This window comes from Marinifilum sp. D714 (genome assembly GCF_030851345.1).
Lineage (GTDB): Bacteria > Bacteroidota > Bacteroidia > Bacteroidales > Marinifilaceae > Marinifilum.
This window is the reverse complement of record NZ_JALPNU010000022.1, coordinates 22575-46164: the sequence shown is the minus strand read 5'-3', so window position 1 is coordinate 46164 and position 23590 is coordinate 22575. Positions and strand designations below refer to the sequence as shown.

At 36.0% G+C, this 23590-nt stretch carries 18 protein-coding genes; 7 read left to right on the top strand and 11 right to left on the bottom strand.

The window, feature by feature from the left end; genetic code table 11:
• Positions 1-253: 253 nt before the first annotated feature.
• The 6 genes from M0051_RS16005 to M0051_RS15980 form a co-directional block, all read right to left on the bottom strand.
• The gene (locus M0051_RS16005) at positions 254-760 is read right to left on the bottom strand and encodes a hypothetical protein (protein ID WP_306742522.1); all 507 of its coding nucleotides are present in this window, start codon (positions 758-760) and stop codon (positions 254-256) included.
• 252 nt (positions 761-1012) lie between these two features.
• A complete protein-coding gene (locus M0051_RS16000) occupies positions 1013-6130 on the bottom strand; it encodes a hypothetical protein (RefSeq protein ID WP_306742520.1) in 5118 nt (1705 codons plus the stop codon).
• Between the two features lie 346 nt (positions 6131-6476).
• Positions 6477-6869 (bottom strand): hypothetical protein, encoded by a 393-nt coding sequence (locus M0051_RS15995; RefSeq protein ID WP_306742519.1) that lies wholly within the window; start codon positions 6867-6869, stop codon positions 6477-6479.
• Between the two features lie 10 nt (positions 6870-6879).
• Complete coding sequence (locus M0051_RS15990; RefSeq protein WP_306742518.1) at positions 6880-7284, bottom strand: M15 family metallopeptidase; 405 nt, start codon at positions 7282-7284, stop codon at positions 6880-6882.
• A 2-nt stretch (positions 7285-7286) separates the two neighbouring features.
• Positions 7287-7532 (bottom strand): hypothetical protein, encoded by a 246-nt coding sequence (locus M0051_RS15985; RefSeq protein ID WP_054715353.1) that lies wholly within the window; start codon positions 7530-7532, stop codon positions 7287-7289.
• Positions 7533-7543: 11 nt separating this feature from the next.
• Complete coding sequence (locus tag M0051_RS15980) at positions 7544-7792, bottom strand: hypothetical protein (RefSeq protein ID WP_306742517.1); 249 nt, start codon at positions 7790-7792, stop codon at positions 7544-7546.
• 488 nt (positions 7793-8280) lie between these two features.
• Between M0051_RS15980 and M0051_RS15975 the strand changes: the two genes are divergently transcribed.
• Positions 8281-8706, top strand: a complete 426-nt coding sequence (locus M0051_RS15975) for a hypothetical protein (RefSeq protein ID WP_306742516.1) — start codon at positions 8281-8283, stop codon at positions 8704-8706.
• A 169-nt stretch (positions 8707-8875) separates the two neighbouring features.
• Here M0051_RS15975 and M0051_RS15970 read toward each other — a convergent pair whose 3' ends face one another.
• The gene (locus M0051_RS15970) at positions 8876-9106 is read right to left on the bottom strand and encodes a hypothetical protein (protein ID WP_306742515.1); all 231 of its coding nucleotides are present in this window, start codon (positions 9104-9106) and stop codon (positions 8876-8878) included.
• A gap of 744 nt (positions 9107-9850) precedes the next feature.
• Between M0051_RS15970 and M0051_RS15965 the strand changes: the two genes are divergently transcribed.
• On the top strand, positions 9851-10696 hold the full coding sequence (locus tag M0051_RS15965; protein ID WP_306742514.1) for a S24 family peptidase: 846 nt from the start codon (positions 9851-9853) through the stop codon (positions 10694-10696).
• Between the two features lie 602 nt (positions 10697-11298).
• On the opposite strand, the gene M0051_RS15960 is transcribed toward M0051_RS15965, so the two are convergent.
• Together M0051_RS15960 and M0051_RS15955 are read right to left on the bottom strand one after the other, a co-directional pair.
• A complete protein-coding gene (locus tag M0051_RS15960; RefSeq protein ID WP_306742513.1) occupies positions 11299-11808 on the bottom strand; it encodes an HPP family protein in 510 nt (169 codons plus the stop codon).
• Entirely contained in the window at positions 11805-12341 is a 537-nt protein-coding gene (locus M0051_RS15955) for a TetR/AcrR family transcriptional regulator (RefSeq protein WP_306742512.1), read from the bottom strand. The genes M0051_RS15960 and M0051_RS15955 overlap by 4 nt, the downstream gene beginning before the upstream one ends.
• Before the next feature lie 355 nt (positions 12342-12696).
• On the opposite strand from M0051_RS15955, the gene M0051_RS15950 reads away from it, so the two are divergent.
• Entirely contained in the window at positions 12697-13374 is a 678-nt protein-coding gene (locus M0051_RS15950; RefSeq protein ID WP_306742511.1) for a hypothetical protein, read from the top strand.
• Positions 13375-13905: 531 nt separating this feature from the next.
• Positions 13906-14352, top strand: coding sequence for a hypothetical protein (locus M0051_RS15945; RefSeq protein WP_306742510.1), 447 nt, complete (start codon positions 13906-13908; stop codon positions 14350-14352).
• Positions 14353-14418: 66 nt separating this feature from the next.
• Here the strand turns inward: M0051_RS15945 and M0051_RS15940 are convergent, their stop codons facing one another.
• Entirely contained in the window at positions 14419-16005 is a 1587-nt protein-coding gene (locus tag M0051_RS15940) for a PorP/SprF family type IX secretion system membrane protein (RefSeq protein ID WP_306742509.1), read from the bottom strand.
• An 11-nt stretch (positions 16006-16016) separates the two neighbouring features.
• Positions 16017-19922: a gliding motility-associated C-terminal domain-containing protein gene (locus tag M0051_RS15935; RefSeq protein ID WP_306742508.1), complete on the bottom strand. Its 3906-nt coding sequence runs from the start codon at positions 19920-19922 to the stop codon at positions 16017-16019.
• A gap of 432 nt (positions 19923-20354) precedes the next feature.
• Here M0051_RS15935 and M0051_RS15930 point away from each other — a divergent pair, with 432 nt between their 5' ends.
• From M0051_RS15930 to M0051_RS15920, 3 genes are all read left to right on the top strand, one after another.
• Positions 20355-20810: a dCMP deaminase family protein gene (locus M0051_RS15930; protein WP_306742507.1), complete on the top strand. Its 456-nt coding sequence runs from the start codon at positions 20355-20357 to the stop codon at positions 20808-20810.
• A 10-nt stretch (positions 20811-20820) separates the two neighbouring features.
• On the top strand, positions 20821-22422 hold the full coding sequence (locus M0051_RS15925) for a S41 family peptidase (protein ID WP_306742506.1): 1602 nt from the start codon (positions 20821-20823) through the stop codon (positions 22420-22422).
• Positions 22423-22614: 192 nt separating this feature from the next.
• Positions 22615-23475 (top strand): Spy/CpxP family protein refolding chaperone, encoded by an 861-nt coding sequence (locus tag M0051_RS15920; RefSeq protein WP_306742505.1) that lies wholly within the window; start codon positions 22615-22617, stop codon positions 23473-23475.
• Positions 23476-23590: the final 115 nt, after the last annotated feature.

The window sequence follows — 23590 nt, the reverse complement described above, 5'->3', positions numbered from 1 at the left end:
TATAGCATAGGATACCCCGGGCAGGCCGCCAGCATACAGTTCTGTCGGTCCGCCAATTTTCAATTTTATTTATTGAAAATTAAGGGTATGCTATTTTGTTTGAGTTGTATCCCTTGTTAGAGGCTTATGAGATGGTATTACTTTCTTGTTGGGGAAAAGAAGAAAAAGTAATTTCAAATTTCAGATCCGGATATTCATTTCTTCATTTAAGGGATAGTAAAGTTGTGTTAGTTGTTAACACATTAGTTTGTTTTTACTTTTCGATGAAAGGCATTAAGACTTTCATTTCTTCATATTCGATTTCCGGTACAGCATCGAAAGGAATTGAGCTGAATTCAATGGCAGGATCTATTTCCTGATCAAGGGTTTCTACAAAATCGGATTGTTTTTTAATTTCTGCTTCAACTACCTCTTTGTTTTCTTCTTGCAATTCAGTCAATTGTTTTTCGTACTTCTTTTTCTCTTTTACAATGTTTGGGTAGCCATAACCATCATTTGTAATACTTCCTTTTCCATCAGGTTGTGAATAAACGATCACTTGTCCATTTTCATCTAATTCAGCATGAGATGCAATCAATTCATGTCTCTTTTGCTCAAAAGCTTTGTATTCTTCCGATTGTTCACGCAATTTGTCAATGGACTCAATGCGTTCATCAATCATCTTTTCATTCAATAGCAAGGCCAATTTGAACTTGTTGTTTCCCTTCTTGTTAACACGGTTGATTACCTCTTTTAACTCGTACAAATTTTTGTTTTTCATGTGTTTAAATTTTCTTTTAATTGTTACATGGACCTACCAAGAAATTTTAATCATTCTTCGCTGTGTAATATGCATGATTAAAATATACTTGTTCGGTTCATTTTTTTAAATTTCTGGGTTAAGCCAGCACATTAACATATTGGAGCTAGCATATTGTAAAATGTTTCTAATTGATTGAATTCGGTAGTTTGTGTGTATCAATAAAATCGTTGATAGAGAATAACTTTAGATTTTTTTGTGTTGATAAATCTGTTACCAATTTTGATCGTATCTTCCAACAATTACCCAGCGATCACCAGAAACAGTACCTCCATAGAATGTGTCTGTAACATACATTAGGGTAAGTCCAACACCACCTTGTACTTCATATTCCCAATTATCTGCTAGCACTCCAGTTTGTATATAAGCACTTGCGCTATCATTACGGTTGAATAGGTATACGATTTGCCCTTCAACACCATTGGTTAATTTGTAGTATCGTCTGGATGATGAGTAGCCTAATATAAATGAGCTATATTTGCTGGCATCTAGTGTACTTGGACTACCAGAAGAAGTACTACCTGTACTAGTATATGAACCAACTACTAATCGGCTTGCATAAACTCCACCTCCAGTAAAATATCCTCCGTATGTAGGGCAAGGTGAAGAGGCAGAATTACTTCCAAGTCCGAACACACCGCACATCATATTATACTCTTGACTACCATAGGTTCTAGAACTCATCGAACCAAAACCTAATCCTACAACGGATGCACGATAATCAAGTCCAGTTGTGGCACTTACACATCTCTTACCAGCACTATTACATAGTATTCCATCTGATCCTAACTCCGCAACTCCAGATAAAACACCACTTGTAGATGAATGAGTTAATCTGATATTTGCTTCATTTTTATTAATATCAATTTTCGTTTGTACTTTTTTTGTTGATCCTGCTGTCGAACCAGATCCTGATGTATAATAGATGTCTCTTTCTCCATTTCCAACTAAGTTGTTTACACCAATGGTAAAGCCACCAATAGTACCAGAAGTCGACGTTAAATAACCATTAGCATCTACCTTAAATTTATTATTGATGTTAAAACTACCTGCATTTACAGCTCCTAATGATGTTATCTCTTGAGCATTTAGATAAGATGTAGTAATAGTGTTTCTTGTCAAAGTAGTTACCCAAGTATCATTTTTATCGTCTAATTCGCTCTGCGCTGCTACAGCTTTAATGTAAGCGTCATTGGCTTTGTTTTGTGCGTTAGTTACTGATGTGACTGTAGGTATACTTGGTTTACTTGATATATTATTCCAACTTATAATAGCTGAATTATCTAGTCTAATACCACCTGTACCTACATATAATGTACTCACATCTATTTTATCTGCTGACAGCTTGTCTTGAATGTTCGCAGCTTTTACTTTTAAGTTAGTAGCAATAACATTAGTGGTTGTGAGCGTGTCATTAGTAATTGTTGTCGCTAGATTACCATCCACATTTCTGTGTGCTGTAATCAAGGCTGTAATCGCACTTCTAACGCTTAAACTGGAGCTATCCTTAGGTGCTGGGGCATAAGCATCATAACTGTCATTAGAATGGTCATAGATTTTATCCTGACTTAAACATACCTGTGCATTATCTACTGTCTGTTCTGAATATAAATGGTACACAGCTCCACCACCTCTAAGGAAAATAGCAAAACCCATCTGGTGCATGCAATTTTCTGCTCCGCCGAAACAACCACCATAACCAGTGTTATACTGTTGTTTCAAGTCGTCGACAGTCCAACCATATGTAGTGCCACCCCAACCTCCAAAGTTAGCTCTAATGTCAAGTCCTAAAGCTCCAAAGTGAGTCGTGGAGTTATTCCAGTATGTATTATTATGAGGAGCAGTTTCATTATAGCCTCTTCTAACAACGATACGTCTTTGTACATATTGATTACCGTGTTTAATGATAACAGGATAGAAATATCTTGCATCTCCTCCAACAGTAATTGTTTTAGAGTATGCCATTCCTTGAGTATCTCTAAGAGTAATTGCTAAAGAATTTGCACTATCTGCTGCATCCTGGGCGTTAGATATTCCAGTAGTTAAACTAGATGTATCTGTTATATTATTCCAGCTTATTGTAGCGTTAGAACCCATAGCAATATTATCGCCAACAACCAACTCATTGGTTTTGATTTTTGTTGCGCTTATTGAGTTTGCACCAATTCTGTCAGCGCTTAAAGTTCCTGCATTGATTTTATTTGCTGAGATCGTACCAGTATATAAGCCAGTAGCATCAATATAGGTGTTCTTTATTGGCTCAGCTTTAACGATAAGTTCATAGATTGAACCTGCATCTTCTGTAGTTGACCAGATTGAAATTTCATTTGACCCGGCTAATAAGGTGCAATCAAATTTATACCACAATATTGTCTCATTCGGACCGTTCATGGTACCAATGTCAGCTGAATTTAAACCACAATGTACGGCACCTTCAGCATCTCTTGCTCTTACCCAAATGGTAGCAGGACCAGCCCAGGCAGAAGTAAATGTATATTTGGTACCACCGGCATAATTAGTCCGCGTAGGGAAGGTTCTGGATTCAGTATTGAAATATAGTACTGGGGAGTCTTTTCCATCTCTACCATCTTGTCCATTTACACCATTGGTTCCGGGATCTCCTTTGTCGCCTTTATCACCCTTAAACAAAGACCATTTGTAGTCTGCTTTATTGGTGCTTTCAGTCGAAGATGTTTTATTAGTGGCAATTCCGATGTATAGGGTGTTTGAATTTGGCGTATCATAAAGGTTTGTTCCATCAGCAAAATCAGAATATTTAATCCATGTATAGGTTGTGACACCATCTGCACCAGAGTCACCTTTCACTCCTGTATCCCCTTTGTCTCCTTTAACTAAAGACCATGAATAATCAGCAGCGTTATTTGATTCAGTGGCTGATGTTTTATTATATGCAAAACCAATGTATTCTTTACCAATAGGTGAATTTGACAAACCTGAACCTGACGCACTATCAGCATACTTTATCCAGGTGTATGTAGTCACTCCATCATTACCCGGATCACCTTTTACTCCTTGTGGTCCAACAAGATTGGCTTGTGATTCTGCACTAAGATGTTCCCACTGAAGCGTAACACCTGATCCCAGTGTAGTTTTTCCATCTTTATCCCACACAATAGCACCATTGGCTAAATTTCCTGAACCATTGGAATGTAAAGTCCATCCAGGAGTAGAAACAGAATCAGAATTAATGGTACAATTTGCAATTAAACCTTCCTTGGCATTCAGCCAACCTTCAAAGTATCCGTTTTGTGCCCACAAGCCATAGCCTGAAAGAACCTTACCTGTTGAACTGGTAATTCCATCCAAACGTCCGAATCTGGCTTTCGTTTGTCCGTCATATATCACATCATAAAATGGAGCGTAATTAGAGCTGGAACTCAAATAAAGTAATCCTTTTCCATCCGTATCTGAACTGTTCCATCTTAGTAGAATGTCTCCAATTTCAATTGTACCAGAACCGGTTTTTTCCGTGAATGTGATATACTTCATCAATTCACCTTCATCATCGGTTCGACTCTGGGATGTCCCTTCACTTTCTACTGTAATGTAGTAGGATTTAATGTTGCCGGGAGAGCTTGAGCCCTGGCATCTTAAAATATCACCTACTCGAAATGGTTGCTCTTTTGAAAAATATAATATATTACTAGCTACATACTCAATTGTATCCGTATCTGATACAATTAAATCACCATTTGAGATATTAATTTTATTATTGGTGAAAGTATTGCATGTTAGGCCTTCTCTTAAATCGAGGTTATCAAATTCAGCGTTTGCATTTTGTGATATTCTCCAGGTTCCTTTGCCTCCAATTCCAGAGATAAACGGAGCTGTTCCTATAGTACCTTTAAATGTAGTATCTCTATGCGATATGATTCCTATATTTCTAAGAATTTCAAAATCTTTTGTTCCGTCAGTAACAATTTCCCAACCTTCGTTTACAGCATCGGTATGTTTGATCCAATCGTTTGAATTCAATTTTAACATTCCGTTAGCCAGGTAGGTGTTCGTGCCATAAACAGCAAAACGGTCTGTTGCATGTATACTTTTATTGAAATAAAAGGCTGGTCTGTCTGTTTCAAAATGAAACCAGGAGCTATTTTTACAACCTATTTCGCCAAGTCCATTGTTGTTGAAAATGGTGTGATTACCAGTTGTTTTAGTGCCTTCTGAAGTCGTTTCGAATTTTCTGTTTCCATCGTAATTAGCAATTAATCTATTTAGTTCTACCGAAGTATGGTTAACTGTATCTGTACCATTTGGCAGGATTGTAATTGCTTTAAACTCTTTGGTTCCATCTCCATACTCAATATAGAATGGGGTATAGGTTCCGCTTCCTCTTTTCTGGAGTCTAATTCCCATTTCCGGCTTTCCATAATCCAGATAATTCCCATGATCGGACAATCCGTAATCCATATTGTAGATGTCCATAAAATACTCGTTGAGATTACCTCGCACCAATGATAAAGTAGATTCTTTGGCACCTCCCCATGCTTCTTGAGGAGGACTCCACACGTTTAGTACCGTATGATCTTTTCCATACCTGCGGATATTCATGATATCAGTTGTACTTTCTGGCGAATACAATACTGTTTTGTTGAACTTTGCCGAGGAATGAATGGTTGAATTGAATATTACATCTTCATTGCCTTCGTCATATTTGAACACCTGCTTGCTACCATGATTAAGGTAAAGGTCGTTTGAACTGTTTAAGCCTAGAGTGGCTGTTGTTCCGCCACCATCCTGAGATAGTATGAATGAAACATTATCAGATTCGTTTGAGTTGTCGGAATCAGCCTCTAAGGTAAATGTTAATCCGCCACTTACCCTTAGTTTTGGATTATTGATGTCATTTCTTAAGTAACGGAATGATTCAATGTTATCCAACTTATTGGCATTTACCGATTGTGCTACCGATAAGATAGATTCTGCTTTGGTTTTAAATTTACGGGTATCGTTGTCATAGAATGCAATTCCATTGCTTAAAGGAGCATCCTCACGAGTGGCAATCATTTGCAGGCTACCTTTATCACCTACACGAGCATATCCATCGGCATCAAATACCAATTGCCCATCATTAATTCCATCGTATTTTTTAGCTACCAACCCGGTAAAACTGGTTGAACCAAGGCCAAAGTCTGCATTTTCTCTTAAGGTAATGACATCGGCAGAGGTATAGAATTTTCCGGCATGTGTTTCATACCCATCTTCACCAGGAACAAGGCCAACTTCTTGCTTTACTTGTTCAATCTCCTGTTGTTCCAGGAGCAAGGCTAAAATGGCGTTGTTTGTTATTAAATTTTTTATATCCATAATTAATATCTTTTAATGCTACTTGCATTTAATTAATAATCCCTTATCTGAAGATTTTTGAATATCCGGATCATATCCACTTAGGAAAAAAACATACAACTTTCCGTCGCTACCTGCATTTTGCATTATTCTATTTTTTTAGCCGAAAGTGGTATGTACTTTTTCCAGTAGATATTTAATTGTTTCTTGCATGCCACATTTTTGGTTGAATACCAATATAATTTGGTATTGGCTTGAGTGGCATGCAAGTAATGGCACTGATGAAATCATTTCATCGAAGAAGGGAGGGATTCAATTTTTAATGAATTTGTTGTGCCATTGTTGCTAAGAACTTAGCCTTTGGTGATTACTTTGTTTTTTCTCTTGCTCGCCCATTTCCCCAAATGTGCGAACCAATCATGTAAGCTCCGAAAAAGAATCCGGCCACCATCATTACCAGTGTGTTTAATGCACCAACCAGCTGGAACAGAAATTTTGCGTATTCCTGGTTCATAGGGTAGGCAAGGCCTGCTCCCAGTATAAGGAGCAGAAATACACCAACTATTGCCAGGGCAAGGTATCTGCGGGTTAATGATCTTGCCGAGTTTTCACTTAGAGTTGTCTTGAGGAATTGCATTTGAGCATCGGCAACTTTTAACGATTGCTGCGCTTTCTCCTCTTTGGTAAAGAAAAGGGCATCGATGCCTTTAATGGCTCCGTCAATTATTTTTTCTGATCGTTTGCTTGATAAAAATCCCATGATTGATAATTTAAACTGTACTTAGCTCGAAATGTGGCATGTCCCAGCCTTTAAATGTGTCACTACCAAATGTGCCACCCCACTTAATATTCAGCTTCATTCGATTTGCTTCTCCCAGAATTACTCCGGCGATAATTGCCAGGTGAATCTTGTCCCAGGAGGCCTTGCCATTTACATAGGCATAGATGTCAATTGCATTTCCTGTTTGGTGATAGCTTTTGATCTTGTAGCCATCGCATTTCGACAGGCCTTTTTGATACAATTGTTGTTGTTCTTCTTCGGTTCTTAAGCCGCCATATTCAGGTATTCCAAAATCAATGGGACTTAAGGTAATCGTGTTATGCATTAGTTGCTGTAATCGCTGATCAACTTTCCCAAGTCGATTCAATGACCTCTTGCTAAAAGTGAATGTCATTGTTATTTCTCCCTGTCTTTTTTGTTCTCAAGAACAATTTTCACCTGCTGTACTTCATCCAGAATTTTGTGAAAATAGTCCCTGTTTTTCTGCACTTGTGTCTCTAATTGCCTAATGCGAATATCTGTTTCTACTTCAAGAGCTTTTACTCTTCCGCTCATGTTAATCCAACCCCCAAGGGTGATAATAAAAACAGTTAAAGCCATTGACAAAACCTGACCAAGTGTAATGTTTACTTTTTTTTCCATTGGCTATATTTTTAAATTGTTAATGTGTACACATCTTCCTCAAGAATCTCGCTTAGTCGTTTTAAGCCATTTTTGCCGTTTAAGGCACGAATACATTGTTTTCGTAAGTTTTGATATTGTTCTTTCCAATAATCTGCCTGTGCCTTGAAGTCACCGGCACTATCTGCGGCCTTAATTTTTTTTTCCAGGCTACGTAGTAAATCTTCTTCCGATTTGTTTGCTGTTTCGTTAATTATTTTGGCAATAATATTTCTGTCCATTTTTGATTTGATTTAATTGGTTTGCCTTTGTTTTATGTATTGGTTCTATATTTTTATTCTGGGTTTATTTAGAGTGTAAACTCAAGATAATATATACATAAAATAAGAATTGATTTTCTTGAATCCCATTATCCTTTATAGAGGTTGAATTTGTTTCTTTAAATTTATAAGGCAAACTCTAGATAAATAAAATACTTTTTCCTTGTTTCGATTTCAAAGTTGTGAATCATTTTGAGTAGCTCCAAAAAACTATATAACAGTTGTATGTAATAGTCTAATCATTAGACTATTTTCTTGAAGCTTCTATTAGTTTTATCATATTTATTCAATAAAATAGTTGGTATAGTTTTTAGTTTCGGCAAAAGGTAATAATGTGCCAAGAGGAATAAATAAAAATCATAATAAAAAATAGATGTTTGTTTTTTTTGATTTTACTCGCGTATGGGTTAGGAGTTAATGTGCATTAATAAATTAAAAAGTTAATAATTATGGAAGAGTTGTATTTATCAATTAAAAAATCTATTGAAAAGTTTGTAGAAGAAGGTTTCCTACCTCAATTAAACTATGAGTGGGATCTTAATCAGTTTGAAAGAAGTGATTATAAAAACAATGTCTTGCCACTTGTTTTATTCAAACTTAGATCGATAGATTATCCTTGTCCGAATGACAAGTATCCAATAGGAGAAATGGTTTTTACCTTAAAGGTGATTTTTGAGAAAAAAATAGATGAAAAGGAAGATTCGGATTGTACGGATTTCAAGTTATTGAAAAAGTTACCTGTACTTCTTCGTAATGTTGTAAGTGAAGAGACAGGTCCGATTACAATTAATAGATTGGAGGCTTTGGATTCAGATAAAAAAATCCTTGCTTTTCAGTATATAATCTCAACACCATATTATCCAGCCTTATATTAGTATGCCATTCTTGCTTTATACTTAATTCAAACTTAAGTATTGATGGACATAGAAAAATCAATAAGATATTTGTTGAGATATTAAAATTAAGGACAATTCTGATGAGCCTTTAAATCCCGGCTAATGATTAGATCAATAACCGGAATTCCACAATTTTAAACCTAATACTTTAGCTAATTTTAGAAACAAGCTTCCCTTTATTGTTTGCATCTAATTCCTTTAGTTCCTTTTTTGCATTTGTTCCAAGGTAATTGTAAAATGTAGCTCTGCTAATCCTGAACTTTGGATGAATTAGTTCATTAAAAATCCATTTTCCTGTTGCTCCTCTCTTGGAATGCTCTACATAAATATTTTGTACTTCGATTATCTTTATTAGTAAATTTCGTTTATTGTATCCCATGTTCAATGTAAGTTTAAATAGTTGTAAATCAGTCTTTAGGTTTTAATTTATTGTAGCGATATAGGTGAGTTTATTAATCTTATTTTAAGAATAAAGCTAGCCGCATTAGATTTTTTTGATATATTACTATTGTAACAATATTCATAAAATAATTTAGATTAATGTTAATCGTGATTCTATCTGGAATATAATGAGCTCGAAAGAAAGTCATAAAAGGTCATAACCTTTAGGATTAAGTTTCTTAAATTGGGTTATCCGTTTTTTTAACAAACCATAGGGTGTTTTGATTGAAAAATCTCGAATGTTATATTTTTTCCTTGTGCTCCTTCAGGTAGATTATAAACATCAGTCTATGAATAAGCATTTCTATAATAACCTTCACAATATGCTTCTTCTTTTAAATACTTAATCTGTTTGTAGTCATTTGTTTTATTTCTTATTGTTAATAAATATGTATTCGTTACTATAAATAACTAGCGAAAAAATATACTTGACATTTTTTAATTTCACTTAATTATGCATTATTATTGTGTTCGGTTACGATAATTATTGTAATCGAATAAAATTGTTTCATTCCTTGCTAATCAGTTGTTTATATAATCTAATAGGAATCTTACTGCCTGATTCACTATTGATTATACACTTATTTTTCTTGATAAAGGTCTTTATTTTTACTATATTTGCTCAATAAACTAGTACAAACATACAATAAAAATTGTATTGTGCAAAATCAAAATAAATTTCATGAGTCATAATAATAATGATTACAGTCAAAGATTTGAATTGATTATAACCAGACTTGGCTATAGTCCACTGGCATTTTCAAGGCTTCTAGGCTACTCTCGTGCTGATAAAATATATAATGTACTTAACGCCAAAAATAAACCAAGCTTTGATATTCTTTCTGATATTACAAGAAAGTTTGAATGTGTAAGCATTGAATGGCTATTGACAGGCAAAGGTGAACCCTTCAAGAATAAATCGAGAATAGAAGCAAAATATGATTTAAGTAATCAGCACAATCAGTCTGTAATTCCTAAGTGTATTACAGTTGATAGTAATGACAGGGAGAATATTTTAATGTTGGATGTAAGAGCATCTGCGGGATATCCTGAAAATATTGATAACGCCCAATATCTGGAACAACAACCTGCATTTTCTATACCACGCCCTGAATTTCAAGGAGCCACTTTTAGAGGATTCCAAGTTTCTGGCGATAGTATGGAACCCACTTTAACAAATAGTTCGTGGGTTTTTGCTATGGCAGTTGATGATGTCGAATTAATAAAGGATGGATTAGTATATGTTGTTGTGCTTAAGTCGGGTGTGGTGGTGAAAAGGGTTTTAAATCGCTTGAAGGAACGTAATCAATTAATTCTGAAGAGTGATAATACTAGTTATCCAATAAAAACCATAAATCAGGAAGATATTTTAGAAGTTTGGGCGGTAAAATCATACATGAGTTTTGATTTAGGTAATCATTCGGCTAATTTGTATCAAATGATAAATAATTTAGAAATAAAGCAGTTAGATTTTGAAAATAAAATTGAACGATTAACTCACATTATTGAAAATTTTGAGAATAACTGATAAGATACATGGTGCTACAAATCCTTTCGATGATATTCGGAAGGATTTTTTTATGGATATTGTTGGGCTAGGATATTTTTCTTGCGCCAGTCTATCAAGAATTTGAAAATTCAGCCTCTGGCGCAATTCAGGATCTCAATTTTTGCAAATTGATTGCCTGTGGCCAGCCAGGAAGTCAATTTTTCCCTCGGTCGTGTGCTGGCGTCAGTCAGCAGCTCAAAAAATTGCTCGGAGACCCTCTGGCGCAATTTAGGAGTTCAATTTTTGATTTTTTGACCCTCTGGGGAGAGCCAGATGATCAACTTTTTGCTCGGCGAGAGTCTGGCTGGAGAAAAATAATGCCACACCCCTCTAGAAATAGGTATTATAGAAAAGCTCGGTGTAAAGTAGACAAAATTGAGTTACTGGTAATTTTAAAGTATTGTTGTTCTTGAATACAAAAAGCCTGACATTTCTGCCAGGCTGTATTTGTTTTTACTTTAGATATAAGCACACGAAAGGATTGATTTCAGCGAACTTTGTTTCGTGTGATGGGGGCTCTATCATAGAATCATGTCTAATACTCTTAAAATTATCAAGAACAATATGTTCTTACTTTAGAATTAAATCCAATAGGATGGATAGGATCTGTTTTTGCTCAAGTTATTAAAAAGTATTGCAATAATTGTTATAACAATGGCTCCTGAAAGGACGGGATTAAAAATAAACGCAAGTCCTTTTGCCCCAAGAATAACCACAATTGGGTCAGCCCCAGCAGGTGGATGTGTTGTGCCTGTTAATTGCATTACTCCAATAGCTAAGCCAACACCAAGGGCTAGTGAATACCATTCGTCCCCCAATAAGTAAAAACAGCCAATACCAATTACTGTTGATAATAAATGCCCACCAATAATGTTTCTTGGCTGTGCTAACGGACTATTGGGTACCCCAAAGGCAAGCACACAGGTTGCTCCAAATGGCGCCATTAAAAACGGAGCATTAAAATGATAGGTTAGGAGTGAAACGGTCATTATAGCAATAAACCCTCCCAGTCCTGAGAATATTGAGAACTTGAATCCCAGACTGCTTGGACTTGATGAGTTGGTTTTTATTTTTAATAGATAATCTCTCATGGTAGAATTTCCGATTTTAATAAGTCAATTGTCTTATCAACCTGATTTTGATTTCGATAAACTTGACTTGTAATTAAACAAGCTTCAAAAAGCATATATATTTGAAAGGCTTTCAAATTATCGGCAATATTTTCTGAAAAGAATTGTTGCAGATCAAACTTGTGATTTTTGATAATTTCAGATATCTCTTCATTTTCACTTTTAAGTTCAGAAAGCATATTCAAAAAGACACAGCCACTAAATTCCTCCTTCTCATTCATAGATTTAAGATATTCAAATGATTTCAATATTATCTCCCTAGAATTTTTAGCTTTACTGGTAAATTCAGTTAAGCCACCAAACCATACCAAATGTCTTCGTTTTAGGTATTCAATAGCTAACTTTTCTTTTGATTCGAAATGGTCATAAAAGCTTGCTTTAGCTACTTTTGATTCTTTTATAATTTGATTAATACCAGTTGAGTTGTAACCTTGCCTATGGAATAGTTCAATGGCAACATTCATTATTCTTTCTTTCGGTTTTAGTTTTTCCATGATGCAAATGTATATAAAAAACAGAAAAGTCTGTCTGTTGTTGCAAAAAATATCTAAAAAAGATTGATCCCCGCTAATTCATGAAAGGAAGTTCGATAAAAGCTAGAGTGTTTAATTATTCTCAATTCATGAATACAAAAAAGCCTGACATTTCTTCCAGGCTGTATCTGGTATTTTATAATTGATTTCGAGCTATCCGTAGTTTGAATCATGAAATAACCAATCAAAAGAGGAAATCAACCTCATAAAGAATACTTCCTTCAATATAAATTCTTTGGAAATGAATGGATAAAGTATATTTGCACTCATTAAAACACACAACACTAATACTAACAATAAACAATTGATGAGAGAGATGAGCATAGATCTTATATTCATGCTAACCAGGGATGATAAAACTGTACAAGATGCCAGAAAGTATGTGAAGGAAATTGTGGCAGAGGGAGCAAAACATATCGGTTTTAAGGATGTTGGATTGCCTTTTGAAGAGCTAAAAGAGTTAACACAAGATTTGAAACAGGAAGGAGCCACGGTTTATCTGGAAGTGGTAAGTTTAGATTCGGAGAGTGAAATTAACTCTGCAAAGGTAGCGATGGATTTAAATGTAGATTATCTGTTAGGCGGTACAAGACCAGAACTAATTGCTCCTTTGGTGAAAGATCATTCATTAAAATATTATCCTTTTGTAGGTCGGGTTGAAGATCATCCAAGTATTTTGAAGGGAAGTATTACTGAAATAGCTACACAAGCCGAAGAAATAACCAGTCTTGATGGAGTAGATGGGTTGGATTTATTGGCTTACCGACACGTAGAGGAAGATATTCCGAGTTTAATTAAAGAAGTATGTAAACTATCAAAAAAACCGATTATTGTAGCAGGAAGTATTGATAGTGTATCGAGGATAGAAGCAGTAAAAGCTACCGATGCTGCTGCCTTTACAGTAGGAACGGCAGCCTTTGAACAATCATTCCCTGCCAACAAGCCAGGGGTTGGAGGACAGGTTGAATGCATTCTAAAAACTTGTGCAAGTTAAACTCAAATAAATCCAAGGATCTGTAAATTTTCACATTCTTTAACACTTCTTCTCATTTGTTAACCAAAATGTTAAATACATTTGTTACAGACAAAAGAGATAGATTAGGTTTTTTCATAGAATAATAGATTAGGAGTTTAAATAGATTACCCGGCTTACCAGCCGGGTTTTTTATTTTGTATGCATTTCAAGAAAACGAAGCTTAAGTTTCTTTAACTTCCATTGAGATCAATTTATACCATTTAAATTTCAAAATAATCGAGGTATAACGATTAAATAAGATAGTTTTACAATAGAGAAAAGAAACAAGTAGTTTCTCGTAGGTTAGTAAATAGTGGTTAGTAAAAGAAAGCTTGGGGTGAGGTGTAGGCTTTTTTTCGTTTGTAACAAGTACTTGTAAACTGCTCCATGCGTAAGGAATTTTGGCTAGGATGGAATTTATTTTAAATAAAATATAGAATTAAGTGAACATATTTTGTAGATTTGTATATCAATTAACAGTTTAATCTTTATTAATATAAAATCCCAACCATGAAAAAATCAATAGTTATACTATTTGTGCTGATTGGATTTTCATTAAGTGCACAGAATACGAAACTTGAAGTATTGAAAGAATTTGTTGCAGGTTCAATTAGTTTTAATGATGAATTTGCAGATTTGGGGCAGCCAATTGTTACCATCAATAAATTAGCTGAAAAACAAGCGGATAAAACAATTGAATTGACCAAAGACAATATCAATGAAACATTAGAGCTTGCTAAAACTTACAAAACCTGTATTATTACTGTAGGTGTACATACCATTGTAAAAATTACCGATTTTGAGAATTGCAGTCCAAGTGGTGCTTGGGGAGCAAGCATGCCAATGGGAAAAGGATATATTCAGAAAGCTGGAGTTTTGAACGAAAAGAATGACTATATCAAAAACATTATTGGTCGTCCGGGATCTCAGGAAAGAAAAGTTTTTCTTTTTAAATAAAGAAATCGAAATAGTTAAAAAGCCCGATATGAATTCATATCGGGCTTTTTAATCGAAATCAGGTTATTATTGATAGTCGTAAATTTCGAAAGTTACACGTCTGTTGTTGGCCCTGCTTTGTTTGTCGGTATTTGCTACAACCGGATTGCTTTCTCCGTGCGGAATAATGATAATTCGATTGTCGGGAACACCATTTAAAATTAAATAGTTTTTAACCGTTGTAAGACGTTTATAGGCCAATTCGATATTCGAATCATCGGATCCAATATCATCAGTATGGCCATGCATTTTAAGAATGTAAGAATTGTTTTCTACCATCATTTTGATAACAGTAACCAGTTTCCTGCGAGAATATTCGGTTAATTCATACTTACCGAAGGCAAAATAGATGTTTTCCAAACGCTCTTCCATTTCAATTCTTTCCTCCTTTTGTTCAGGACAGCCATTGTTTGCTGCAATACCAGGAATTTCAGGACAGTAATCTTCACTATCTACCACTCCATCCTGATCAGAATCTACAGGACAACCATTTTCATCAACGATATAGAAAGGTGGAGTTCCCGGACAATCGTCTTTTTCATCAGGTACACCATCCCGATCTTCATCGCTCATTTTCTCTTCTTTCTCCATTTGTTCCAGTTCGTGGCGCAAGCGGTCAATCTTTTTGTATTTCTCAGCCAATAATGATTTTAAGGTACTTACATCATTGTCTAGAATCCTTTCTGGTTCTCTTTTCTTTTTTGATTTTAATCGATATCCGATAAGGAACTCATGATTATTGGATGAATACCTTCCTGTTTTTTGTATGCCAATATCGTAGGAATATCCAATTACAAAGTTCTTTAATACATTCACACCCACATTTAGTCCAACCGAAAAATCGTCTCTGTAATTTACTGCGAACCAGCCTTTGTCTGCAAGTTTGGCAATAACATTTACATCAAACTGAACAGGAGAGCTATCTGCATATCTCATCATAAGGTATGGCGTAACACTTAAATCTTTTATGCGCGGAATTTTAAACTCGTAACCTCCGCTTAGCATGGCATGACGAACCAGATTGTAGGATGATTCAGATCCATCTCTGCTTTCACTTACCGAGTTGTTTAAAAGTTGCGGAATGGTTAAGCCTACCACTACATTTTTAAAGGTGTAATACAAACCCATATTTGCCATGAGTTCGGTATTTTTAAAATCTGTATTAATCAGGTAAGGATCGTCGGGATTTGCTCTTAAATCGTTCATGTTTACCCTAAAATCAGATATTCCGGCCGACAGACCAAACCTTAAAAAGTGATCGGTAGCAATCTCAAGTCTATAAGAATAGCTTGCCAGTGCTTGTGTGTTGTCAAAAATTCCAACATTGTCGTTTACCAAACTAAAACCAAGTCCGTATTTTGCTTCTTTCAGAGCAGCATCGGCAGTAAAAACATGTGTAACCTGCCCACCATCAAAATCAGCAAATTTCTGATTCCTTAACAAGTATGCATTAAACAGGTTGTTGGCTCCTGTAGCAGCAGGGTTGTACACTGTAGGATTGATATAGTATTGGTCGAGCAAGGGAACCTGCTGCGCCTGTAGCTTACTTCCGCAGAAACAAACCAAAATAAAAATGAATATCGGAATATATTTAGTAGCGTAAAATGGTTTCATTGTGAATGGTTTTAATTTCCCAGAATTGATAAGCTTCCTTTTACAGGTTTAATTTCTTCTGATTCAAATTCGATTAGATAATAGTATGCACCATTAGGTAGAATTGAACCATTAAAGCTTCCTTTCCAATCGTTTTGATATGATTTGGAGTGGTAAACTTCCTGACCGTAGATATTAAAAACGTATACTTCCGGGCTTCCAAGACTCAGATCGTAATGAATTTTCCAGGTATCATTTATTCCATCTCCATTAGGAGTTAAAGCGTTGTTAACAATGATTTGCTGATCTTCATCCAGCTTTATTTCAACCAATTGTCCGGCATCAGAAGAGCGACAGGCATTTCCATCAACTACCAAAACCTGGTAAGTACCAGATTCAAGATTGGTAAGTTCATAAACTGGATTATCACTTGTGGTAGTTTCTCCCGGATTAATGATGTAGGTATAAGGAGCAACACCTTCCGAAACCGAAATTACAAGGTTGCCATCGTATCCTGTGTGCACATCGGTGCTAACAATCTGCAGTTTTGGATTGCTTTGCAATGTGTAATTAGGTTTAGCTGCGATTAGTTCATCGTTACAGTTTCCAACGCTTACATACAAGTTGGAGTTGATGTTTGGAACGATATCTTCAAATACTATTGGACCTCCATCTCCAACAATCTCTGAAAGAATGTTGTCACCATCCTGAAGTACGTATTCTATGCCAGAAATTGTACTGGTTAATTCAATATCAATGGCTTCTCCTTCGCAAAAATCTTCCGGAGTAGCAAAGTTTTCAATGGAATTGGTACTGATATCCGGAACTGTGATCAATTTGGTATTGTCAAGAGCAAGCGGATCGGTACAAACTGTTTCGTGAGCATACACTGTGTATGTACTGCTAGTGCTCGGATATTGTTCTGGAAATTGAATGGTGCCACCATTTCCAACAACATTGGGTTCGATTAGCTTGCTACCATCATGCAATTGATAAAAAATATCAGCTTGACTGTTTTCTACTGAAATAACGACCTCTTCGCCTGCACAAATGGTATCACGACTGCTTAAAATGGTTTTACTGATTTCAGGAGAATGGTGAACATCAACATCTACTGTGTATCGTATGTCAACCGGAGCCAAACATCTTTCTCCTAATGCTTCAATCCTATAGGTAGCTGAATTGGCAGGAGCTGTTGGTTCGAAGTTGACTGTTTCGTTGTTACCTGTTATAGGAGATCCAATGGCTGTGTTTCCTTCCCAAAGCTGATATTGAACTCTCGTGTCGGTAGGAGTTAGTGAAACAACAACTTGCTCTCCTTCGCAAATGGTATGTTTGTCGATTGTAGGATGAAGATGAATTTCAGGTTGTAAACCTACGTTAACTTTTATGCTTTTATCAAGGGTTTGCTGAGTACCACAGGCTTCGTTTGTGGCAATTACCTGGTAGGTTACGGAACGGAATGGTGAGAATTCTGGAAATGATAAGGCTGAGCCTGTTCCATCAACAGGATCTCCTTCCAAATAAGTACCATCAAAAAGTTGATATTGTACGCCTACCTCACTTGAATCAATGGAGATAATGGTGTTTTCTCCAACACAAATTTCAGGTTCTGAAATGCTAACATCCATGGTTGTAACTGGCAATGGAATCACTGCTAGATCATATGTGTTTTGTAAATCAAGTCTGTCATTACATCCAGACATGGTTGTTTCCACAATGTAGGTTGTGCTTGTTGTTGGCGAAACCGAGGTGAAGTTAAGTGTTCCGCTGTTTCCAGTTGCCATGTCCAAAACCAATCCGGTTTGATCCTTTAACCAATAAGATAATCCTGATTCAGAATTTTCAACTGAAATTACCACAGGAGTATTTAAACTTTCACAAATCTGATTGTGATCTGCTGTAACTGCTAAATCGAGTTTTGGTCCTGTGTTTACAGTAATGTTACTGGTGTTAGGATAAACAACAGAAGAGGCACACAGTAAGTTTTGCGCTTGAATACTTAGTGTTTGCGATTGTTTGGGCTTAATAAAGATGCTAATGTCAGTGCCATTGCCTTCAACTTCTCCTAATTTACCTTCAGTACTACCAATCACTTCATACTTGATTGTATTTTCACTTCCAGTAATGGTAACTGCAATAATTTCACTTTCACAAATTGCAGCGGGATTAACAGAATAATTGATTGTACCTGCTGGTTGCGGATGAACGGTAACCGTAGCTTGATTGGTGAATTCGTATGCGGTTGAACAGGTAGATTTTATAGCATCTACCAGGTAATTGGTTGAGCTAAGCGGACTAACTGCCGGAAAATCGATTTGACTGCCATTGCCAGCAATAGGAGAACCAATATTTCCAGATGCATCCTTCAATTGATATTGTACATCGTTCTCTGTGTTTTCAATACTGATAACTGTAGATTCACCTTCGCAAATTTCAGCTGGACTCGCTTTTACAACAAGATCCAATTCAGGTTTTGGATTTACAGTAATTGTGGCATTCTGATTTAAAGTATTTACTGTACTACAATTGTTTTTGATTGCCTTAACTTCGTAAGTTTTCGAAGAACTTGGCGAAAGATTAAACTCAATACTTCCTCCGTTTCCTGTTATGCTCGATCCAATTGTTGAACTTCCATCATACAATTGATAATCTACATCATTTTCACTTCCCTCTACGAATATGGAAATGTTCTCGCCTTCGCAAATATCAGCAAAGTTTGGTGTTACATTAAGCGTGATATCGGCTTGAGGCTTAACTTTAATCTCAATGGTGTTATCCAGGTTTTTGGTTTCAGAACACTCTGTTGAGTTAATTTTAACATGGTAGGTGGTAGTTGCATTAGGGCTTACTCCTGCAAAAGAAATTGAATTTCCATCGCCTGTTATTGGAGTTCCTACCGGATTAGTGCCATTGGTAAGTTGATATTCCACTCCATTTTCTGATTCCTCTAAACTAATCACAGCAGTTTCACCAAGACAAAGCTCAGTATCATCGGCATTCAAATTGATATCTGTTCTTGGAGTTGTTCCGACTGTTACCAATATTTTTTGATCCAGATTGTAATAGTTCAAACAATTAGCACCAAAAGCTCTTATGGTATATAGCTCTGTACTGGTTGGTGTTAATGTAAAAATCAGATTACTGCTATTTCCCGTTAATGGTCCTGCAACATATGTACTTCCATCAAATATTTGGTAGTCAATTCCAATCTCCGAATTTTCTATGGTAATGTTTACCGATTCGCCAATACAAATTTGATTGTTATCTGCGTAAGCAGCCAGATCAATTTTAGGAGCAGCTGCCACATTAATTGAGGCAGTATTGTTTAGCATGATTTGATCGTAACAGGAACCGCCACTTACAAATACCTGGTAGGTTGTGTTACTGGCCGGAAAAACTTGTGGGAATTGAATTGTTCCTCCATTTCCAACTATTGCTGGAGGAAAGTCATCTGGTCCGTTATTTAAAAGGTAACTGTAGCCAGATTCAGTACTTTCAACCGAAATGATTACGCCTTCGTCTTTACAGATCTGTGTTTCAGATGCTGTAACCACCAAATTTAAATTTGGCCCAGCGTTAACCGTTACAGCAACAGTTTCTGTCAGATCAACACTTTCGCTTGTATTTGTATTGGTAGCTGTAACACTATATGTAGTTGTTACATTTGGCTGTGAGCTAAACGATATTTGAGAGCCGGTTCCGTTAATTGGAGTACCCTCGTTCGCACCATTGGCTTTTAGCTGGTATTCAACACCAACTTCACTACTAGCTAAAAAAATGCTTATGGTTTCTCCTTCGCAGATTGCTGATTTATCAATGCTTAAATCAATCGAACTGTCAGGTGGTACCTGGGCTCCAATTGCAATGAAGTGATTGGAGAATAACAAGAAAACAAATAATAGAGTAGTATGTAAATAGGGGTAGAAATGCTTCATTCAATAGATTTTGGTTATAGTAGATTTATACAGCTTGTAATTAATTGGATTTTCGAAAAAATAGTTGAATGAGAAATGAATTCAATATATCTTTTTTAAATTTTTGATTTTTTTAAGATTTTAAACAATTCTTTAATAGGATGAATAAGTATATTTGTTTGTTTAATCTAACTGGTATTTAGTTTGTTATGGGTGTTGTGGGCAAAAGCTTAAATTATAAACAAAAACCAATAATTCTACCTAAACTATTGTGTTTGACAGCTTGCACTAAAAATAACTAAAAAATTGACAAATAGGCAAAAAATGGAGGTAAATGTATTTTAATTCGTGGTCAATAGATTATGGTGAGTTTTGAGGATTCCTAAACTATCAGGATGAACTACCAATATATTTTTATACATTTGTTAGAATTACATAATATGGATTGAAAATATGATGAATAAAGAATCAGTTAGTGTGCTAAGTAAGCAAGATAAGTTAGACAGGAGATATTTGAGAATGGCTCTGGTGTGGGCTGAAAATTCATATTGTAAAAGAAGACAGGTGGGAGCTTTAATCGTAAAAGATAAAATGATCATCTCTGACGGTTACAATGGAACACCTTCTGGCTTCGAAAATGTATGCGAAGATGACAACTTTAAGACCAAACCTTACGTACTACATGCAGAAGCCAATGCTATTACCAAAGTGGCAAAATCGGGTAACAGTAGTGAGAATGCTACTTTATATGTTACCGCTTCCCCTTGTATTGAGTGTGCAAAGTTGATTATTCAAGCCGGAATTGTTCGTGTGATTTATTCAGAAGAGTATCATAGCTCTGATGGAATTGATTTGTTGAAAAGAGCAGGTATTGAAACAAAATATATCAATTTGAACGAAGAGAATTAAAATAAAATACATGAGTTACAACAATAAAAGAAGTGCAATATTCCTACCAATTCTAATAACCTTAGCCATTGTAGTTGGTATGTTTATTAACTCCCTGTTTCAAGGAAACAGTAAAGGAGAATCAACAATTTTCCAACTGCCTAAAGCGGGTAGTAAGCTGGAGGTTGTGTTGGATATGGTTGAATCGGATTATGTAGATACCATTAGTTCTGCAGATTTGGTAGAGCAGGCAATTCCTGCCCTGCTGAAAGATCTGGATCCGCATACCGTATACATTCCAGCTAAGGATTTACAGAGAGTAAATGAAGATTTGAAAGGAAATTTTGGTGGGATTGGCGTACAATTTATTCGTTATCAGGATACAGTAGCAATTGTACGCGTTATTCCAGGTGGACCTTCTGAATTGGCAGGCATTAAAGCTGGTGACAGATTGGTTACCGTTAATGACACTTCCATTGTTGGTAAAGAATTAAAAGATAGTGATATTATTGGTCGACTAAAGGGACCCAAAGGTACTCCCGTAAAAGTTGGTGTTTATCGCAGAAGCAGCAATGAAACTTTAGAAATGGAGTTGTTAAGAGGATCAATACCAGTTCCAAGTGTTGATGTTGCTTATATGATTAATGATGAAGTTGGATACATTAAAGTGAGCCGTTTTGCAGCAACAACTTATTTCGAGTTTTCAGAAGGATTAGAGAGGTTGGAATCCGAAGGAGTGAAGAAATTGATTGTTGATCTTCGAGGAAATACAGGAGGTTATTTGTCTGAGGCTACCAACATGATCAACGAGTTCCTTTCTGAGAATCAAATGATGGTTTATACTGAAGGCAAATCACAGCCTAGAACCGATTATAAATCAAATGGAAATGGTAGATTTCAGGATTTACCGGTTATCGTGTTGATTGATGAGGTTTCGGCTTCGGCAAGTGAAATTTTTGCTGGTGCAATACAGGATAACGACAGAGGTAAAATTGTTGGACGCCGTTCGTTTGGTAAAGGTTTGGTGCAAGAACAAAGACGATTGCCTGATGGTTCTGCATTGCGTTTAACAGTTGCTCGTTACTATACACCAACAGGCCGATGTATTCAGAAACCATACAATAACGGCAAAGAAGAGTATTACAATGATTTGAATCTTCGATTCATTCATGGAGAGTTTGAGAAAAAAGATTCTATCCACTTTAATGATTCATTAAAATTTACAACTCCAGGCGGAAATACCGTTTACGGAGGCGGTGGTATCATGCCAGATGTTTTCATTCCTGTTGATACTTCGGGATATTCAAATTATTTCCGTGATTTGAGAAGAAAAGGCATCATCTACCAGTATGCATTCTCTTTTGTAGATCAGTATAGAGAACAAATGCAAGGTTTAAAAACTCACAAGGATGTATTAAATTTTGTGAAGGACAAAGCCATTATTAAGAACCTGGTAGCTTACGCTGATAAAAAGGGAGTAAAACCAGATTCGAAAGGATTAAGACAATCGCGTAAAGTGATAGAAACACAACTGAAAGCTTATATAGCTCGGGATTTAATTGATGATATCGGATTTTACCCAATCATTAGGGAGTTGGATAAAACCTTAATAGAAGCCGAAACACATTTTTAGAATAAGATTTTAAAATAAAATAGAAGAAGGGACTTGCTGCAAAGTGAGTCTCTTTTTTTGTTATCAGATGGTTTTAAAAATTCAAAAAAATCAAAGCCAATTAAACCTTCCAACTTTTCAAAAGTCAAAGAACCGAATTCGATTTTAAAAAGCGCTGAAATTAGTAAATGAGAACATTAAAATTTTAGATAGATGAAAAAGTCAGTAATAGTTGGAATGATTTGCATGTTTGTGGTGGCTGGAATGTCGAACCTATATGCACAACAAAATAGAGGGCAACGCGGACAAAGAAGCGAACAATGCAGAAAAGGGATGCGTTGTAATCTTAGCGATGCACAAAAAGAACAGATGAAAGAGGCGCGTACCAAGTACGCCAAGCAAACTCTTGATATCAAGAATGAATTAAATGAGTTACAGGCAAAGCAACAAACTTTGGTTTCGGCTGAGAAACCAAATCAATCGCAAGTTTATGCCAATATCGATAAGATGACTGCTTTGAAGAAGGAATTGCACCTTCAGAAATTAGATATGCGAATGGAAATGCGTTCGTTTTTAACCGAGGAGCAATTATTGCGCGCTGATGCCCGACCAAATCACCGAATGGGAATGAAACAAGGCCGTGGTGGAAAGAAAGGAATGGCACAGGGTAGAATGCATGGTAAGCATGGACATGGACAAATGCAAGCTAAAAGAGGCATGGGTGCACAAAAAGGCATGCAAGCTGGCAAAGGAAATATGCTTGATTTGAGTGATGATCAGCAGGCAAAAATGAAAGAATTGCGTTTGGCTCATATGAAAGATACCAAATCTTTACGCGATGAGGCCGAAGAGCTAAGATTGAAGCAAAGAAATTTAATGACGGATGAAAATCCGGATAAAAAAGTATTAATTGCCAACGTAAACCGCTTGGCGGATATCCAAAACACTTTGGCGAAAAAGAAATATGAACATCAAATGGAAGTTCGCGAAATCCTTGATGAGGATCAGTTGGTGATCTTTATGAGTAGAGCATGCAAAGGCAAAGGTTTTCATAGAGGCCACGGCAGATGGTAACACTGGATATAATTAGCTTAGGAGAGGTTCTTTTTTGGGACCTCTTTTTTTTGTAAAAGTCTTGAATTGTTGGAAAAATAAAAAGGCAGAAAAGTCCAACTACATTTTTGCAATT

Excerpts from the sequence above, each read along its gene's own strand:
- M0051_RS16005 (WP_306742522.1), bottom strand. The coding sequence starts at position 760 with ATGAAAAACAAAAATTTGTACGAGTTAAAAGAGGTAATCAACCGTGTT.
- M0051_RS16000 (WP_306742520.1), bottom strand. The coding sequence starts at position 6,130 with ATGGATATAAAAAATTTAATAACAAACAACGCCATTTTAGCCTTGCTC.
- M0051_RS15995 (WP_306742519.1), bottom strand. The coding sequence starts at position 6,869 with ATGGGATTTTTATCAAGCAAACGATCAGAAAAAATAATTGACGGAGCC.
- M0051_RS15990 (WP_306742518.1), bottom strand. The coding sequence starts at position 7,284 with ATGACATTCACTTTTAGCAAGAGGTCATTGAATCGACTTGGGAAAGTT.
- M0051_RS15985 (WP_054715353.1), bottom strand. The coding sequence starts at position 7,532 with ATGGAAAAAAAAGTAAACATTACACTTGGTCAGGTTTTGTCAATGGCT.
- M0051_RS15980 (WP_306742517.1), bottom strand. The coding sequence starts at position 7,792 with ATGGACAGAAATATTATTGCCAAAATAATTAACGAAACAGCAAACAAA.
- M0051_RS15975 (WP_306742516.1), top strand. The coding sequence starts at position 8,281 with ATGGAAGAGTTGTATTTATCAATTAAAAAATCTATTGAAAAGTTTGTA.
- M0051_RS15970 (WP_306742515.1), bottom strand. The coding sequence starts at position 9,106 with ATGGGATACAATAAACGAAATTTACTAATAAAGATAATCGAAGTACAA.
- M0051_RS15965 (WP_306742514.1), top strand. The coding sequence starts at position 9,851 with ATGAGTCATAATAATAATGATTACAGTCAAAGATTTGAATTGATTATA.
- M0051_RS15960 (WP_306742513.1), bottom strand. The coding sequence starts at position 11,808 with ATGAGAGATTATCTATTAAAAATAAAAACCAACTCATCAAGTCCAAGC.
- M0051_RS15955 (WP_306742512.1), bottom strand. The coding sequence starts at position 12,341 with ATGGAAAAACTAAAACCGAAAGAAAGAATAATGAATGTTGCCATTGAA.
- M0051_RS15950 (WP_306742511.1), top strand. The coding sequence starts at position 12,697 with ATGAGCATAGATCTTATATTCATGCTAACCAGGGATGATAAAACTGTA.
- M0051_RS15945 (WP_306742510.1), top strand. The coding sequence starts at position 13,906 with ATGAAAAAATCAATAGTTATACTATTTGTGCTGATTGGATTTTCATTA.
- M0051_RS15940 (WP_306742509.1), bottom strand. The coding sequence starts at position 16,005 with ATGAAACCATTTTACGCTACTAAATATATTCCGATATTCATTTTTATT.
- M0051_RS15935 (WP_306742508.1), bottom strand. The coding sequence starts at position 19,922 with ATGAAGCATTTCTACCCCTATTTACATACTACTCTATTATTTGTTTTC.
- M0051_RS15930 (WP_306742507.1), top strand. The coding sequence starts at position 20,355 with ATGATGAATAAAGAATCAGTTAGTGTGCTAAGTAAGCAAGATAAGTTA.
- M0051_RS15925 (WP_306742506.1), top strand. The coding sequence starts at position 20,821 with ATGAGTTACAACAATAAAAGAAGTGCAATATTCCTACCAATTCTAATA.
- M0051_RS15920 (WP_306742505.1), top strand. The coding sequence starts at position 22,615 with ATGAAAAAGTCAGTAATAGTTGGAATGATTTGCATGTTTGTGGTGGCT.